The sequence below is a fragment of the Brenneria nigrifluens DSM 30175 = ATCC 13028 genome, assembly GCF_005484965.1.
Taxonomy (GTDB): domain Bacteria; phylum Pseudomonadota; class Gammaproteobacteria; order Enterobacterales; family Enterobacteriaceae; genus Brenneria; species Brenneria nigrifluens.
In genome coordinates this window covers 3,459,557-3,475,853 of the sequence record NZ_CP034036.1, presented here as the reverse complement: position 1 = coordinate 3,475,853, position 16,297 = coordinate 3,459,557, and the positions used below count along the sequence as shown (strand labels likewise).

At 56.0% G+C, this 16,297-nt stretch carries 11 protein-coding genes; 7 read left to right on the top strand and 4 right to left on the bottom strand.

The window, feature by feature from the left end:
- Positions 1–311: 311 nt before the first annotated feature.
- The 5 genes from EH206_RS16205 (at position 312) to EH206_RS16185 (ending at position 5,295) form a co-directional block, all read left to right on the top strand.
- Positions 312–1,079: an ABC transporter ATP-binding protein gene (locus EH206_RS16205; protein ID WP_040343348.1), complete on the top strand. Its 768-nt coding sequence runs from the start codon at positions 312–314 to the stop codon at positions 1,077–1,079.
- On the top strand, positions 1,076–1,921 hold the full coding sequence (locus tag EH206_RS16200) for an ABC transporter permease (RefSeq protein ID WP_009113903.1): 846 nt from the start codon (positions 1,076–1,078) through the stop codon (positions 1,919–1,921). The genes EH206_RS16205 and EH206_RS16200 overlap by 4 nt, the downstream gene beginning before the upstream one ends.
- 47 nt (positions 1,922–1,968) lie before the next feature.
- The gene (locus EH206_RS16195; RefSeq protein ID WP_009113902.1) at positions 1,969–2,940 is read left to right on the top strand and encodes an ABC transporter substrate-binding protein; all 972 of its coding nucleotides are present in this window, start codon (positions 1,969–1,971) and stop codon (positions 2,938–2,940) included.
- Between the two features lie 14 nt (positions 2,941–2,954).
- Positions 2,955–4,325 (top strand): amidase, encoded by a 1,371-nt coding sequence (locus tag EH206_RS16190; RefSeq protein WP_009113901.1) that lies wholly within the window; start codon positions 2,955–2,957, stop codon positions 4,323–4,325.
- A gap of 172 nt (positions 4,326–4,497) precedes the next feature.
- Entirely contained in the window at positions 4,498–5,295 is a 798-nt protein-coding gene (locus EH206_RS16185; RefSeq protein WP_009113900.1) for an isochorismatase family protein, read from the top strand.
- A gap of 8 nt (positions 5,296–5,303) precedes the next feature.
- Here EH206_RS16185 and yfaE read toward each other — a convergent pair whose 3' ends face one another.
- The 4 genes from yfaE to ubiG all read right to left on the bottom strand — a co-directional run bounded on the left by yfaE (position 5,304) and on the right by ubiG (position 10,401).
- Positions 5,304–5,564, bottom strand: a complete 261-nt coding sequence (gene yfaE, locus EH206_RS16180; protein WP_009113899.1) for a class I ribonucleotide reductase maintenance protein YfaE — start codon at positions 5,562–5,564, stop codon at positions 5,304–5,306.
- A 5-nt stretch (positions 5,565–5,569) separates the two neighbouring features.
- Positions 5,570–6,700 carry a class Ia ribonucleoside-diphosphate reductase subunit beta gene (gene nrdB / locus EH206_RS16175; RefSeq protein ID WP_009113898.1) on the bottom strand — a complete coding sequence of 377 codons (1,131 nt, stop codon included), beginning with the start codon at positions 6,698–6,700 and terminating at the stop codon, positions 5,570–5,572.
- A gap of 349 nt (positions 6,701–7,049) precedes the next feature.
- On the bottom strand, positions 7,050–9,335 hold the full coding sequence (gene nrdA, locus EH206_RS16170) for a class 1a ribonucleoside-diphosphate reductase subunit alpha (RefSeq protein WP_009113897.1): 2,286 nt from the start codon (positions 9,333–9,335) through the stop codon (positions 7,050–7,052).
- A gap of 340 nt (positions 9,336–9,675) precedes the next feature.
- On the bottom strand, positions 9,676–10,401 hold the full coding sequence (gene ubiG, locus EH206_RS16165; protein WP_009113896.1) for a bifunctional 2-polyprenyl-6-hydroxyphenol methylase/3-demethylubiquinol 3-O-methyltransferase UbiG: 726 nt from the start codon (positions 10,399–10,401) through the stop codon (positions 9,676–9,678).
- A gap of 210 nt (positions 10,402–10,611) precedes the next feature.
- On the opposite strand from ubiG, the gene gyrA reads away from it, so the two are divergent.
- Positions 10,612–13,251, top strand: a complete 2,640-nt coding sequence (gyrA, locus tag EH206_RS16160; RefSeq protein ID WP_009113895.1) for a DNA topoisomerase (ATP-hydrolyzing) subunit A — start codon at positions 10,612–10,614, stop codon at positions 13,249–13,251.
- A 155-nt stretch (positions 13,252–13,406) separates the two neighbouring features.
- Entirely contained in the window at positions 13,407–16,271 is a 2,865-nt protein-coding gene (gene rcsC, locus EH206_RS16155) for a two-component system sensor histidine kinase RcsC (RefSeq protein ID WP_009113894.1), read from the top strand.
- Positions 16,272–16,297: the final 26 nt, after the last annotated feature.

Sequence of the window (16,297 nt, the reverse complement as noted above, 5' to 3'; positions counted from 1 at the left end):
TTGGCTCTGTGGTTATTTCCCACCGTTTTGTCGCCTTTGGCATCCTTTGCGGCGTTAGCGCAAAATTCCGTTCAATGAATTGCCTGACAAGTTTGATAAGTTTGTCGTATTAGACAAGTTTGGAAAGTTTTTGCTACGGTGATGCTGCGCAATCGATTGACTTAATTCTTGGTCTATATCCGGCGATGCATCCGTGCTGTGGCAATGGCGTCTCTGGGAATGCTGTTAATCAGGAGTATGTGATGAACCTTTCACCTGCAATAAACAAGTCACCGCCGACCGCTCTCGCGTCGCCTCCGGTAGCTATCTCGATGAGAGGCGTAAAAAAGCAGTTTCTGGATCACGATGAAAACGTGGTGGATGTGATTAAAGATATCTCGATTGATATTTATCACCGGGAATTTATCAGTATCGTCGGTCCCAGCGGATGCGGCAAGAGCACCATGTTCAATATGATTGCCGGCCTGTTGACGCCCACCGCCGGCGAGATCCAGGTATTCGACCAATATTACGCCATGCCCAAGAAAGGCCGGGTGGGCTATATGCTGCAAAAGGATCTGCTGTTTCCCTGGCGCACCATCCTCGATAACGTCTGCCTGGGGCTGGAAATCAGCGAAGTGCCGAAGAAAGAGCGCCATGAACGGGCCATGGACTACCTGTTGAAATATGGTCTGGGGGATTTCGCCCATGCCTATCCGTCCACGCTCTCCGGCGGGATGCGCCAGAGAGCGGCGCTGATCCGTACGTTGGTGACCGACCCTGACATCATTCTGCTCGATGAGCCTTTCTCCGCGCTGGATTATCAGACCCGGCTGGTGCTGGAAGAGGAGATCCTGTCAATCCTTAATGAATTCGGCAAAACGGTGGTGCTGATCACGCACGATATCGGCGAAGCCATCTCCATGTCCGATCGCATCGTGGTGATGTCGCAGCGGCCGACGTGGAATAAAAAAACCTATGAAGTCGGCCTGGCCAAACAACACGGTTCCGCCATGGGCGCCCGCAAAGATGCGCGCTATCAACAGTTTTTCGATGCGATATGGGCTGATATGGATATTCAGCTGGGAGGTCGGCCATGAACATACCCGTTACCGCGGCGGATAAGACGCGTTCCAACCTGTCGGCGGCGAACCGTCGGCGCAAAAAGAAATGTCTGTCGTTGCTCAAAGATAATAGCTGGCGGGCGCTGATCCTTATCGCGATGGTGGCGCTGTGGCAGTACGGCGTGGATACCGGCATGGTCAATGCCTTTCTGATGGGATCTCCGGCGGGGATCTGGCATGAGTTTGTTCGTTTGCTGGCTAACGGCGAACTGCTGACCAATACCTATTTCACGGTGTACGCGACGGTGATCGGCTTTGTGCTCGGTAGCCTGCTGGGGTCATTGTCCGGGCTGCTGCTGTGGTTTTCACCTATGCTGGCGCGCATTCTCGATCCGTTCTTTATCGCCCTGAACGGACTGCCGAAAATTGCGCTGGCCCCCATCATTATTATCTGGTTCGGCTCCGGGCTGTTTTCCAAAATCGCCCTGGCGTTTATCGCCACCTACATCGTTGCGCTATTGTCGGCATGGCAGGGAACACATCAGATTGACGCCAGCCAGGTGAATTTGATGCGTTCGCTCGGCGCCAACAAGAACCAGATTTTCCGTAAGGTGGTGATCCCGTCCACGCTGCCGTGGATCATCTCCGCTTTCCGTCTGAATATCGGTTTCGCGCTGATTGCCGATATCGGCGGGGAATTTATCTCCTCGGATTACGGCCTGGGAAAAATGATTTTCGTCGCCGGCAACCTGTTCAACCTCAACGTGGTATGGGTCGGCGTCTTTACCTTGTTGTTCGTCGCTATCGTGCTTTATCTGCTGGTTATCCAGCTACAGCGCTGGCTGCTGCCCTGGGAGCGCCAGTCCGATAATCGTTAGTCATGCCGTTTGCCTGTTTCATAATCATTAGCCGAAGGAATTCACCGATGAATAAAATTGTTTCATGGCTGTGCGCCGCTCTCTTTACTCTGGGGTCTGCCGGCGGTTTTGCCGCTGATGGCAAGGCCGATCGCGTGCTGGTAACCGAAGCGTTTCACTCGCTGCTGTATCTGCCGGTCTATGTGGCGAAACATCAGGGAATCTTCGCTCAGAACCAGATCGATGTGGCGACCATTCGCTCGGCCGGCTCCGGCCCCACCGCGCTGGCGGCGGTGCTGTCCGGCGAGGCGCAGTTCTCGGTTCACGGTCCCGAACATGTGGGATTCGCCCAGCAGAAAGGCGGTAAAGCCAAAGCCGTCAGCGCCGTCGCCAACAGCGCGCCGGTGTGGATACTGGCCAAGCCGGATTTTACCTTTAATTCGCCCGCCGATCTGAAGGGAAAACGGTTGGTTTCCGGGCTGGCGCCCGGCACCTCCAACACGCTGTTGCTGCGTTTACTACAGCAACAGGGGTTGGATCCCAAGAAAGACGTCACGATTAACGAAGTGCAAAATGGCTCGGAGCTGGGGCCGTTGCTGGCCGGGAGAGCGGATGCGGCGGTGGTTTATGAGCCGCAGGCGGATCAGGGCGTAGGGCAGGGGCTGAAGGTGATTTACGACTTTACCCGCGACTACCCCGAATATGCGTTCTCCACCATCAATACTTCGGAGAAAACCATCACCGACAATCCGCAGTTGGTCGCGCGTTTCGTCAAATCCATCAACGAATCTCTGGCTTTTATTCACCAGCACCCGGATGAAGCGAAAAAGGTGGCCCGTCTGGAGTTTGCTTCCCTGGACAGCAAGGTGGTGGACGCGGCGGTACAGCGCATGATCGACAGCAATGTCTATCCCAACGACGCGGTTATTTCACCTTTGGCATTCAGCACCGCGATCGACATCCAGAAATTCGTCGGCAATATCACGCAGGATATGCCTTATGAACAGATTGTTGACGGTCAGTTCGCCAGCAAACCCTGATAATGAGAGGCGTTATGAAAAATGTGTTGGACCATTCGCCTTTTGCCACCATTGCCGCCACCCGGCGGCTATTGGCGGCACGCAAAGTCTCTCCGGGAGAGTTGCTGCGTCATTTTCTGGCGCGCATTGACGAGCGGGATACTCAGATCAAGGCCTGGCGCTATCTCGATCGCGACGGCGCCAAACGGCGGGCGGCGGAGCTGGATAGGCAGATGACGGCGATTGCCTGCAAGCCGGCGCTATTTGGCATTCCCTATGGCGCCAAGGATATCTTCCATACGCGCGGATTGCCCACCGAAGGCGGTTCTAAAGTCCGTCAGGGAATGATCTCCAGCGAGAACGCCAGCGTTATCGATCGGCTGGATAAGATGGGAGCGCTGTTGCTGGGCAAGCTGACCACGACGGAGTTCGCCAATTTGGGCACGCCGCCCGAAACCGGCAACGCCTGGAATCCGCAGCATACGCCCGGTGGTTCAAGCAGCGGTTCCGCGGCGGCGCTTGGCGCGCGTATGGCGCTGATGACGCTGGGGACGCAGACGGCCGGATCGCTGTCCCGTCCGGCGGCGTTTAACGGCGTCACCGTGCTTAAGGCGACCTATGGGCGCATTAGCAAGGCCGGCGTCATCCCCGCGAGCTGGTCGCTGGATCACGTCGGCGCCTTTACTCATACCGTTGAGGATGCCGTGCTGGTGTATAACGCGCTGTCGGGCCCCGATCCGCGGGATGAGACGACGCAGAACCAGCCTTACACGCCGCTGCAATTAAGGGAGAAGCACGATTATACTGTCGGCATCGTGGAACATCCGTGGTTTGCCGACGTGGATGACGAGATCGGCGTGGCCTGCCGGCAGGCGATGGACGAACTGGCCGGACGCGGCGTTCGGCTGCGACGCATCGAGTTGCCGGAGAGTTTTGCCGCGGCCTGTCAGGCGCATCAGATCGTGATGCAGGCCGAATGCGCGGCCTATCACCGCACCACGTTTCTGCAAACGCCGGCGCTATTCGGCGCTTATTTACAGGAGTTCCTGCAACAGGGGCTGGCTATTTCCGCCCATGAGTATTTGCAGGCCCAGCAGACGCGGGCCCGTTACCGCTCTGAACTGGCGCAATTGTTTGAGCAGGCGGATATTCTGATGACGCCGGCCACGCCGACGCTGGCGCCTTATAGCCTGGAACTTACCGGTTCGCCGGCGTTTAATATGCCGTTCACCAACGCCGGTGTGCCGACGCTGGCGCTGCCGGTGGGTTTTTCCCGCTCGGGATTGCCTATCGGCATGCAGTGGGTCGCCCGGCACGGTAATGAACAGGCGCTGGTGGATCTGGGGTTGTACTATCAGCAGATGACCGATTGGCATGCCTGTTTACCGCCGGTATGCCAGCAATGAAAATAAGCCGCCAGCGACGTTGAAAAATGCTCCGGGCATTTTTTTATGACGGGCTATCCCTGCCCGTCACCCTGGGGGCCGCCGCTAGCGGCGTTGAAAAATGCTCCTGGCATTTTTTTTAAGCGCACGGTTTGTGCGTGTACTCTTTTCCGGTTAACCAGGATGGCGTGTTATGTACGATAAGTTATTGACGGTTTCCGATGCGGCGAAAATGCTGGGGATCTCCGCCAGCACCCTGAGACGGCTGGAGGAAAATGGCGAGGTGAAAACCTATGGCCTCAAGGTGGTTTACACCCCCGGCGGCCAACGCCGCTATCTGGCCGATGAAATCCAGCGCATTTATTCACAGACCGGGTTTGCCAGTAAAATCGGCTTTGGCTCGAAGGCGGCCGTTCTGATTCGCGACGTGACCTATGCCTTTATGGATTCGGGCTCCACGCTGGCGATTAATACGCCGTTTAATAAAACCGCGCTGCGCCAGTTGCTGGAATTGGCCAGGCGACATCAAGCGCCGACGGTATTCAGCCGCACGATTTATCAGCAAGATCACCATTTTTCCCGGATGTGGGGGAAAAAGTTTTCTTCTATTACCGTCCTGGCGGAAGATGCCTACCTTAATCGGACCGATGCCGCGCTGGAGGGCATCGCGTTCGATCGGATGCAGTCCACCTGCTATATCTCCGATTTGCACGGTCACGATCTGACGATGTGGCTGAAGCAACAGGGGGTGGATACGCTTATCCTGGGAGGCGTGACCGCCAGCGGCAGTCTGCGCGCTACGGCGATTGAAGCGTTCCAGGCGGGGTTTCACGTGGTGTTGCCGCGGGAGATTGCCGGCGACAGAAGTCAGTCCGTGCTGGATTTCACCCTATTGGATCTTAACGCCCGCTATGCGGATGTGCTTGGCATTGACGAGGTGCTCGGCTGGCTGGCCGAACAGCCGGTTGCGGCGGAGCAGGAGCAGGCGTAGCTCGCGCGTCACATATCCAGTTCAATATCATTAACGGGCATGCAGCAGCAGGGCAGAATTTCTCCCTGCTGAATGCAGGCCAGCGGCGTCTGGCGGTAGGCGACCTGGCCTTTCAGCAGGCGCAGGCGGCAGGAGCCGCAGTACCCGGAGCGGCACTGGTATTCGACGCTGATCTGATGGGACTCCAGCACATCCAGCAATGAGTTCCCCGCGTCCGCGCAGGCCAGCTGCGCACCCGACGCGCGCAGGGTGATGGTGGCGTTATTCATGGCGGTTAAAGCTGGAAATCACTCAGGTCATCGGCATTCATTTCAGAATCAATCTGACCCACCAGATAAGAGCTGACCTCCACTTCCTGCGGCGCGACCTGGACGTTATCGGACACCAGCCAGGCGTTGATCCACGGAATCGGGTTGGTGCGCGTTTCGAACGGCCGCGCCAGGCCCACCGCCTGCATACGGATATTGGTGATGTATTCAACGTACTGACACAGGATCTCTTTGTTCAGGCCGATCATGGAGCCGTCGCGGAACAGATAGTCGGCCCACTCTTTTTCCTGCTGGGCGGCGAGCACGAACAGGTCATAGCATTCCTGCTGACATTCCACGGCGATTTTAGCCATGTCAGGGTCGTCGTGGCCGGCGCGCATCAGGTTCAGCATATGCTGGGTGCCGGTCAGGTGCAGCGCCTCGTCGCGGGCGATCAGCTTGATGATTTTGGCGTTGCCTTCCATCAGTTCGCGTTCGGCGAAGGCGAACGAGCAGGCAAAACTGACGTAGAAACGGATCGCTTCCAGCGCGTTGACGCTCATCAGGCACAGATAGAGTTTCTTTTTCAGCTCATACAGATTAACGGTAACGGTTTTGCCGTTCACCTGATGGGTGCCTTCGCCCAGCAGGTGGTAGTAGCTGGTCATTTCGATAAGCGAATCGTAGTAGCCGGAGATATCCTTGGCGCGCTTGAGGATCTCTTCATTGGTCACGATGTCGTCAAACACCAGCGACGGGTCGTTGACGATGTTGCGGATAATATGGGTGTAGGAGCGCGAGTGGATGGTTTCGGAAAACGCCCAGGTTTCCACCCAGGTTTCCAGCTCCGGGATGGAGATCAGCGGCAGCAGCGCAACGTTGGGGCTGCGGCCCTGAATCGAATCCAGCAGCGTCTGGTATTTCAGGTTGCTGATAAAAATGTGTTTCTCATGCTCAGGCAGCGCCTGATAGTCGATGCGATCGCGGGAAACGTCCACCTCTTCCGGGCGCCAGAAGAAGGAAAGTTGTTTTTCGATCAGCTTTTCAAAGATTTCGTATTTTTGCTGATCGAAACGGGCAACGTTAACCGATTGACCGAAGAACATGGGTTCGAGTAGCTGGTCGTTTTTATTCTGTGAAAATGTGGTATAGGCCATTGTTTTCTCCTAAAAAATGCCGGGAGCATTTTTTAACGCCGCTTGCGGCGGCCGTAGGGGCGGGCAGGATAGCCCGCCATAAAAAAATGCCGGGAGCATTTTTTAACGCCGCTTGCGGCGGCCGTAGGGGCGGGCAGGATAGCCCGCCATAAAAAAATGCCGGGAGCATTTTTTAACGCCGCTTGCGGCGGCCCACAAAGCGTGGTTGCAGGGATTGCCCGCGATAAAAAACGCAGAAGCTGCGTAGCACCTGGGGCGCCTGAATCAACCCCACCCCAACCCTCCCCTTCGCAGGGGAGGGAGTTTAGCGCCTCCCCCTGATAAGGGGGAGGATGGGAGGGGGAAAGGCTTAAATCTTACAGGCGCCGCCTTCGCAACCGTCGTCCTGCGGCTGTGCCGACAGGTCGTCCTGCGCGTCTTCCGCGCCGTCGCGGGTGTTCTGGTAGTAGAGCGTTTTGACGCCTAATTTATACGCCGTCAGCAAATCTTTCAGTAGTTGCTTCATCGGCACTTTTCCCGACGGGAAACGCGACGGATCGTAGTTGGTGTTGGACGAAATCGCCTGATCGACAAATTTCTGCATCAGGCCGACCAGTTGCAGGTAGCCGTCATTGTTCGGCATTTCCCACAGCAGTTCGTAAGCGTCTTCCAGCGTTTCGTACTCCGGCACCACTTGGCGCAGAATGCCGTCTTTGGAGGCTTTCACGCTGATGTATCCGCGCGGCGGCTCAATGCCGTTAGTGGCGTTGGAGATCTGCGAAGAGGTCTCGGACGGCATCAGCGCGGAGAGCGTGGAGTTGCGCAGACCGAATTCCTTAATCTCATGACGCAGCGTTTCCCAGTCATAGTGCAGCGGTTCGTTGCAAATCGCGTCGAGATCGCGCTTGTAGGTGTCGATGGGCAACACCCCCTGGGAATAGGTGGTTTCGTTGAACCACGGGCAGGCGCCTTGCTCGCGCGCCAGCACGTTGGAGGCTTTCAGCAGATAATACTGAATGGCCTCAAAGGTTCTGTGCGTCAGGTTGTTGGCGCTGCCGTCGGAGTAGCGCACGCCGTTTTTCGCCAGATAGTAGGCGAAGTTGATAACGCCGATGCCCAGCGTGCGGCGGCCCATGGCGCCGCGTTCGGCGGCGGGGATCGGGTAGTCCTGATAATCCAGCAGGGCGTCCAGCGCGCGTACCGCCAGCGTCGCCAGCTCTTCCAGATCGTCCAGGCTGTCGATGGCGCCGAGGTTGAACGCGGAGAGCGTACACAGGGCGATTTCGCCGTTGTCGTCATTCACGTCGTTGAGCGGCTTGGTCGGCAGCGCAATTTCCAGACACAGGTTGGACTGGCGCACCGGCGCAATCTGCGCGTCGAACGGGCTGTGAGTGTTGCAGTGATCCACGTTCTGAATATAGATACGGCCGGTGGAGGCGCGTTCCTGCATCATCAGAGAGAACAGCTCGACCGCCTTGATACGCTGCTTGCGGATGCTGTCGTCCTGCTCGTATTGCACGTACAAACGTTCGAACTCGTCCTGATCGGCGAAAAACGCGTCGTACAGCCCCGGCACGTCCGACGGGCTGAACAGGGTGATATCTCCGCCTTTGACCAGACGCTGGTACATCAGCTTGTTAAGCTGCACGCCGTAGTCGAGATGGCGCACGCGGTTGCCTTCCACGCCGCGGTTGTTTTTCAGCACCAGCAGGCTTTCGACCTCCAGATGCCACAGCGGGTAGAACAGCGTCGCCGCGCCGCCGCGCACGCCGCCCTGGGAGCAGGATTTGACGGCGGTCTGGAAATGCTTATAGAAAGGAATACAGCCGGTATGGAAGGCTTCGCCGCCGCGGATCGGGCTGCCCAGCGCGCGGATGCGCCCGGCGTTGATGCCGATGCCGGCGCGCTGGGAAACGTATTTTACAATGGCGCTGGAGGTGGCGTTGATGGAGTCCAGGCTATCGCCGCACTCGATCAGCACGCAGGAGCTGAACTGGCGGGTCGGCGTACGCACGCCGGACATGATCGGCGTCGGCAGCGAGATCTTGAAGGTGGAGATGGCGTCGTAGAAACGCTTCACGTAGTCCAACCGGGTTTCCCGCGGATAGCCGGAGAACAGGCAGGCGGCGACCAGGATATAGAGGAACTGGGCGCTCTCGTAGATTTCTCCGGTCACGCGGTTCTGCGCCAGATATTTCCCTTCCAGCTGCTTGACGGCGGCGTAAGAGAAGTTCATATCGCGCCAGTGGTCGATAAAGCCGTCCATCGCGGCGAACTCTTCCGCGCTGTAGTCGTCCAGCAGATGTTTGTCGTATTTGCCCATATCGACCATTTTTCTGACGTGATCCAGCAGCGCGGGCGGCTCAAACTGGCCGTAGGCTTTTTTGCGCAGGTGGAAAATCGCCAGCCGCGCCGCCAGATACTGGTAGTCGGGGCTTTCACGGGAGATCAGATCGGCGGCCGCCTTAATGATGGTTTCATGGATGTCCGCGGTGCGGATACCGTCATAAAACTGGATATGGGAGCGCAGTTCCACCTGAGAAACAGAGACATTGTGCAATCCTTCCGCAGCCCAGGTAATGACTCGGTGGATTTTATCCAGATTGATTTTTTCTTTACTGCCATCGCGTTTGGTTACTAGCAGGCTCTGGTTCATGTGGGTTTTACCTGTTGTGAAATAAAAATATCCCCCGTTTATACACAGAGGCCCCGCTGTGGCTAACGCTGTGGATAAATACTAGATATTGGGGCATTTTGATAAAGGAATCACTATATGATGAGTATTGTAGTGAGGATTAGCTGAAGAACAAGAGTTGATTTTTTGTAAATTTTGCGTTCCAGGGAAAGGCATTTTGTTAAAACCCTCGTCTGGTAAGGCATAGGGGAAAGATGTTTCCGGCTGGCGATGGAAGTCATTTTGAATCGTTTGGCGAATTAGTCGCCACGGGAGGGTATCGCGCGCAGGTTTGCCGCGCGATATTTGAGATTATTCCTAACTAATGGTTGTTCGCCGCCTCTGTATGCAACATATAATTAACGTCCACATTGGGGCCGAGCTTAAAGCGATCGGTCAGCGGGTTGTAGTGTAATCCGGTGATATGTTTTTCCCGCAGCGGGGTGTCGTCGACCCACTCAATCAGCTCGGCCGGACGGATGAATTTTTTAATATCATGGGTGCCGCGCGGCAGCATCTTCAGGATATATTCGGCGCCGACCACCACCATCAGCCAGGCCTTGGCGTTACGGTTAATGGTGGAGAAGAACACATGACCCCCCGGCTTGACCAGATTGGCGCAGGCGCGCACCACCGACTGCGGGTCGGGAACGTGCTCCAGCATTTCCATACAGGTCACCACATCATATTCGCCGCTGTGCGCCTGGGCGTGCGCCTCGACGGTTTCCTGTGTGTAATTCACCGCCATGCCGCTTTCCAGCGCGTGTAAACGGGCCACCTGCAAGGGTTCGGCGCCCATATCCAGCCCGGTGACGTCGGCGCCTTCCCGCGCCATGCTTTCGGCCAGAATGCCGCCGCCGCAGCCCACATCCAGCACTTTCTTGCCGAACAGGCCGTCGGCGCGCTGCGCAATATAGCCCAGCCGCAGCGGATTGATACGGTGCAACGGTTTGAATTCCCCCTCCAGATCCCACCAGCGCGAGGCAATGGCTTCAAATTTGGCGATTTCCTGCTGGTCGACGTTTGGGGTTTGATTTTCTGCATTCATCTGCAATTACGACCTTTGGTTATTTTCATCTTCCGCGAGTATATCGTCAGCGCCGGTAATGTTGTAGCCGTCATCGATTTTCCCGCCCCGCGCCTAAAACGCATCCCCTTTATCAGGCGGCGGGGAGTTTCCCCCGAAACCGCGCTTTGTGATATACTTTTTCACCTTTTGAACTCGGGTAGATGCATAAAATAGAGGGATAGCGGCTCCATGAGCGACCTTGCCAGAGAAATCACACCGGTCAACATTGAAGAAGAGCTGAAAAGCTCGTATCTGGACTATGCCATGTCCGTTATTGTCGGGCGTGCATTACCAGATGTTCGTGATGGACTAAAACCGGTACACCGTCGCGTACTGTATGCGATGAGCGTATTGGGCAACGACTGGAATAAATCGTATAAAAAATCAGCCCGTGTGGTCGGGGATGTGATCGGTAAATATCACCCGCACGGTGATTCCGCCGTGTATGAAACAATCGTCCGTATGGCTCAGCCGTTCTCGCTGCGCTATATGCTGGTCGACGGACAGGGCAACTTTGGTTCGATTGACGGCGACTCTGCGGCGGCGATGCGTTACACCGAAATACGCATGGCGAAAATCGCCCATGAACTGTTGGCCGATCTGGAAAAAGATACCGTTGATTTTGTGCCGAACTATGACGGCACGGAGCAGATTCCCGACGTTATGCCGACCCGCATACCCAACCTGTTGGTTAACGGGTCTTCCGGTATCGCGGTCGGGATGGCCACCAATATTCCGCCCCATAACCTGACGGAAGTGGTGAACGGCTGTCTGGCGTATATCGACGACGAAAATATCAGCCTTGAAGGCCTGATGGAGCATATCAAAGGGCCGGACTTTCCGACCGCCGCCATCATTAACGGCAAGCGCGGTATCGAAGAAGCCTATCGTACCGGACGCGGCAAGATTTATATTCGCGCGCGCGCCGAAGTGGAGGCCGACGCCAAAACCGGGCGTGAAACCATCATCGTGCATGAAATTCCGTATCAGGTGAACAAAGCGCGCCTGATTGAAAAAATTGCCGAACTGGTGAAAGACAAGCGTATCGAGGGCATCAGCGCGCTGCGCGACGAGTCCGATAAAGACGGCATGCGCATCGTTATCGAGATCAAGCGCGATGCGGTGGGCGAGGTGGTGCTGAACAATCTGTACTCCCAGACCCAGCTACAGACCTCTTTCGGCATCAATATGGTGGCGCTGCATCAGGGCCAGCCGAAGATTATGCCGCTGAAGGATATTCTTTCCGCCTTTATCCGCCATCGCCGCGAAGTGGTCACCCGCCGGACTATTTTCGAACTGCGTAAAGCCCGCGACCGGGCGCACATTCTGGAAGGGCTGGCGATTGCCCTGGCGAATATCGATCCGATTATCGAGCTGATCCGCCGCGCGCAGTCCCCGGCGGAAGCAAAGGCCGGATTGATCGCCCAGTCGTGGGCGCTGGGTACGGTTGCGGCGATGCTGGAGCGTGCCGGCGACGATGCCGCGCGCCCTGAATGGCTGGAGCCGGAGTTCGGCATCCGCGACGGTCGCTATTATTTGACCGAGCAGCAGGCGCAGGCGATTCTGGATCTGCGTTTGCAGAAACTGACCGGTCTGGAGCATGAAAAGCTGCTGGATGAATATAAAGAGCTGTTGGCGCAGATTGCCGAGCTGCTTTATATCCTGGCGAACCCGGAACGGCTGATGGAAGTGATCCGCGAAGAGCTGGAAGCGATCAAGGAGCAATATCGCGACGAACGCCGCACCGAGATCACCCACAACACCGCCGATATTAATATTGAAGACCTGATCTGTCAGGAGGATGTGGTGGTGACCTTGTCGCATCAGGGTTACGTCAAGTATCAGCCGTTGAGCGACTATGAAGCCCAGCGCCGCGGCGGACGCGGTAAATCCGCGGCGCGCATCAAGGAAGAGGATTTTATCGATCGTCTGCTGGTCGCCAACACCCATGATACCATTCTGTGTTTCTCCAGCCGCGGCCGCCTGTACTGGATGAAGGTTTATCAGCTGCCGGAAGCCAGCCGCGGAGCGCGCGGCCGGCCCATCGTCAACCTGCTGCCGCTGGAGCCGAACGAGCGTATCACGGCGATCCTGCCGGTGCGGGAATATGAAGAAGGCCGCCATGTCTTTATGGCCACCGCCAGCGGTACAGTGAAGAAAACCGCGCTGACCGAATTCAGCCGTCCGCGCAGCGCCGGTATTATCGCCGTTAATCTGAACGACGGCGATGAACTGATCGGCGTGGATCTGACCGACGGCAGCAATGAAGTGATGTTGTTTTCGGCGGATGGCAAGGTGGTGCGCTTCTCCGAAGGGGCGGTCCGTTCCATGGGCCGTACGGCCACCGGGGTGCGCGGCATCAATCTGCAAGGCGAGGACCGGGTGGTATCGCTGATTATTCCACGCGGCGACGGCGATATCCTGACGGTGACGCAGAACGGCTTCGGCAAGCGCACCGCCGTCAGCGAATATCCGACCAAATCCCGCGCCACCAAGGGGGTTATCTCCATCAAGGTGAGCGAGCGTAACGGCAACGTGGTCGGCGCCGTTCAGGTGGATGCCGCCGACCAGATCATGATGATTACCGATGCCGGTACGCTGGTTCGTACCCGCGTTTCCGAAGTCAGTATCGTCGGGCGTAATACTCAGGGCGTTACGCTGATCCGCACGGCGGAAGATGAGAACGTGGTCGGTCTGCAACGTGTCGCCGAACCGGTGGAAGATGAAGAGTTGGACGACGTGGTGAAAGTCGAGGGTGAAATTGCCGAAGACGAAGACGTCGCCGACGATATCGATATCGATGACGACATCGTGGAAGATGATGAATAATCCGGGGTATCGGATTATTGAGCGCGGCTCCCCGCCAGCGCGGGGATGACGACATTGAGCCGGCGCGTGATGCGCTGGCTTTTTTTATGCGGTATCGGTAGTGTATCGACAGGTTCCGCGGGTTATTACCTCTTTGACAATGCAATGGTATCCACTTGAAATATCTGGCCTCGTTCCATACGACATTAAAAGTTTCCCGTTATTTATTTCGGGTGCTGGCGACTATGCTGTGGGTGCTTGGCGCGCTGATATCGCTTTTTTATATCAGCAAGGCGCTGAATGAAAAGGAGTCGGAACTGCGGCAGGAATACAATCTGAGCTTCGATCAGTCTCAGGGATATATTCGCCATGCGGCCGATATTGTACGCGAGCTTAAATATTTAGCCTCCAACCGCCTGATGAACGTCGAGGGCAATCAACCACGGCGGATAAACGAAGATACGGCCTTATCTATTTATCCGTTATCGCCGGGGGCGAATTGTTCGGCTAATGAGGGAGAAAATAATAACCCCCTGGCGTCGTTAAATGATTTTTTTAATGGCTGGCGCGAAAACTTTTCCGCAGTGTACGATCTTAATCGGGTATTTTTCGTCGGCGGCGATCGACGCTGTATGGTTGATTTCGGTATCCGCAATCAGGCGCTCGACCGTGATAACCTGCTGAAAAACGTGCAGGATCGTTTTCTGGAGCAGAAAAATACCATCCAGTCGGTGGCGCGCGATGAAACTCTCTATTGGATTACCCCGGCCTCAATCCCGGACGTCGGTTATCTCTACGCGCTGACGCCGATTTATGTCGATAATAAGCTGGAAGTGATCATGGGGATTGAACAGACCATTCGCCTTGATGACTTCGTGACCCTGGGGAAATTCCCGATAAGCGCCAAGCTGCTTAATCAGTATAACCAGACCGTTTTGCAGTTTGCCGAAGGGGGAGGGCGCCACGCCTCTTCGGTGAACAGCTATCCGATAGAACATAATTACTTTGGCTATGTGAACGGCTATGATGAAATTATTCTGAAAAAAAACCTGCCGCCCACCGCGTTCAGCATTATTTATTCGCTGCCGTTAAAGGTGTTACTGTCCCATATCGGCGGGCTGATAATGAATATGGCGCTGCTCAACGCGCTGTCGGCCATCTTGCTGTTTGTGCTGGCGTGGGTTTTTGAGCGTAAAATGCTGTTGCCCGCCGAAGTCAATGCGTTTCAATTAGAAGAAAACGAACAGTTCAACCGCAAAATCGTGGCATCCGCCCCGGTGGGGATTTGCATTCTGCGGATTAATGACGGCACGAATATTCTCAGTAACGAGCTGGCGCATAATTACCTCAATCTACTTACCCATGAGGATCGTCTGCGGATTACCCGCATTATCTGCGAGCAGCAATCCAAATTCGTCGATGTGATGACCAGCAGGAACGATCACCTGCAAATCAGCTTTGTCCACTCCCGCTATCGTAATGAGAATGTGGCGATTTGCGTACTATCGGATGTCAGCGCCCGAGTCAAAATGGAAGAGTCGCTACAGGAGATGGCCAACGCCGCGGAGCAGGCGAGCCAGTCCAAATCGATGTTTCTGGCCACGGTGAGCCACGAGTTGCGCACGCCGCTGTATGGCATTATCGGTAACCTGGACTTGCTGCAAACCAAAGCGTTGCCCAAGGACGCCAATCGCCTGGTGGCGGCGATGAATAATTCATCCTCGCTGCTGCTGAAAATCATCAGCGATATCCTCGACTTTTCCAAGATTGAATCGGAGCAGTTGAAAATCGAACCCTGTGATTTCGCGCCGCATGAGGTTATCAGCCATATCACCAGCAACTATTTGCCGCTGGTGGTGAAAAAACGCCTGTCGCTGTACTGCTTTATCGACCCGAATGTGCCGGTGAGCCTGTCCGGCGACCCGGTGCGTTTACAGCAGGTGCTCTCCAACCTGTTGAGCAACGCCATCAAATTTACCGATACCGGATGCATTATTTTCCAGGTGGGCTGTCGCGACGGCTATCTGGAGTTTCTGGTGCGCGATACCGGCATGGGGATCCCGGCGCGAGAAACGATGAAACTGTTTGATCCTTTTTTTCAGGCGGGGAGCGGCGTGCAGCGTCATTTCCAGGGAACCGGGCTGGGGCTGGCCATCTGCGAGAAGCTGGTCAACCTGATGGACGGCGATATTACCATCGAGTCGGAGCCGGGGCTGGGCAGTCAGTTTGGCGTCAGGATCCCCCTCTATAAAGCGCGCTATGTTCCGGTGACGATTAATGGCGCCTTGCAGGGGAAAATTTGCTGGCTGATGGTGCGCAATGTCCGGCTGGAGTCCTATCTGCTGGCTTTTTTACAGGCGCACGGGTTGCAGGCCTGTCGTCATCAGCGCCAAACGATCGGCGCGAATGATGTGATCATCAGCGATTATACGCCTACGCAGACTTTTGAAGCGCGGGCGCAAATCGTGATGAGCGGCGCACATACCGGTTCGGCGCAGCAAGTCAGTCCCGGCCGCTGGTTGCACAGTACCTCGACGCCGCAATATTTGCCTGATTTACTGGAGAAAATTTACCTGCCGGAGGCGAGCGACGCATCGCATTCCACCCTGTCGTCGCCGTTGACCAACTATAACCGTATCGAGAATGGCGACATCATGATTCTGGTGGTGGACGACCATCCGATTAACCGCCGTTTGCTGGCGGACCAGCTCGGATCGTTGGGATATATGGCGCTGACGGCAAACGATGGCGTCGATGCGTTAAGCGTATTAAGTAAAAACACCGTTGATATTGTGCTGACGGACGTCAATATGCCGAATATGGACGGCTACCGCTTGACGCAACGCTTACGTGAATTAAAGCGGACTTTCCCGGTGATCGGCGTTACGGCGAACGCGCTGGCGGAAGAGAGGCAGCGCTGTTTACAGTCGGGCATGGATAATTGTCTATCCAAGCCAGTGACGCTGGATACCCTGCAGCAGACGCTGTTTTACTACAGCAACGTGGTGCGCCAGACGCGGGAGGCCGCGCCGGAAATCTGAGCCGCCAGAAGATGAAGCCCGCGTAT

What these genes read in the sequence shown, in the direction of transcription:
- yfaE (WP_009113899.1), bottom strand. Translation starts at nt 5,564, where the DNA reads ATGAATAACGCCACCATCACCCTGCGCGCGTCGGGTGCGCAGCTGGCC.
- ubiG (WP_009113896.1), bottom strand. Translation starts at nt 10,401, where the DNA reads ATGAATGCAGAAAATCAAACCCCAAACGTCGACCAGCAGGAAATCGCC.
- EH206_RS16195 (WP_009113902.1), top strand. Translation starts at nt 1,969, where the DNA reads ATGAATAAAATTGTTTCATGGCTGTGCGCCGCTCTCTTTACTCTGGGG.
- EH206_RS16200 (WP_009113903.1), top strand. Translation starts at nt 1,076, where the DNA reads ATGAACATACCCGTTACCGCGGCGGATAAGACGCGTTCCAACCTGTCG.
- EH206_RS16190 (WP_009113901.1), top strand. Translation starts at nt 2,955, where the DNA reads ATGAAAAATGTGTTGGACCATTCGCCTTTTGCCACCATTGCCGCCACC.
- nrdB (WP_009113898.1), bottom strand. Translation starts at nt 6,700, where the DNA reads ATGGCCTATACCACATTTTCACAGAATAAAAACGACCAGCTACTCGAA.
- nrdA (WP_009113897.1), bottom strand. Translation starts at nt 9,335, where the DNA reads ATGAACCAGAGCCTGCTAGTAACCAAACGCGATGGCAGTAAAGAAAAA.
- EH206_RS16205 (WP_040343348.1), top strand. Translation starts at nt 312, where the DNA reads ATGAGAGGCGTAAAAAAGCAGTTTCTGGATCACGATGAAAACGTGGTG.
- EH206_RS16185 (WP_009113900.1), top strand. Translation starts at nt 4,498, where the DNA reads ATGTACGATAAGTTATTGACGGTTTCCGATGCGGCGAAAATGCTGGGG.
- gyrA (WP_009113895.1), top strand. Translation starts at nt 10,612, where the DNA reads ATGAGCGACCTTGCCAGAGAAATCACACCGGTCAACATTGAAGAAGAG.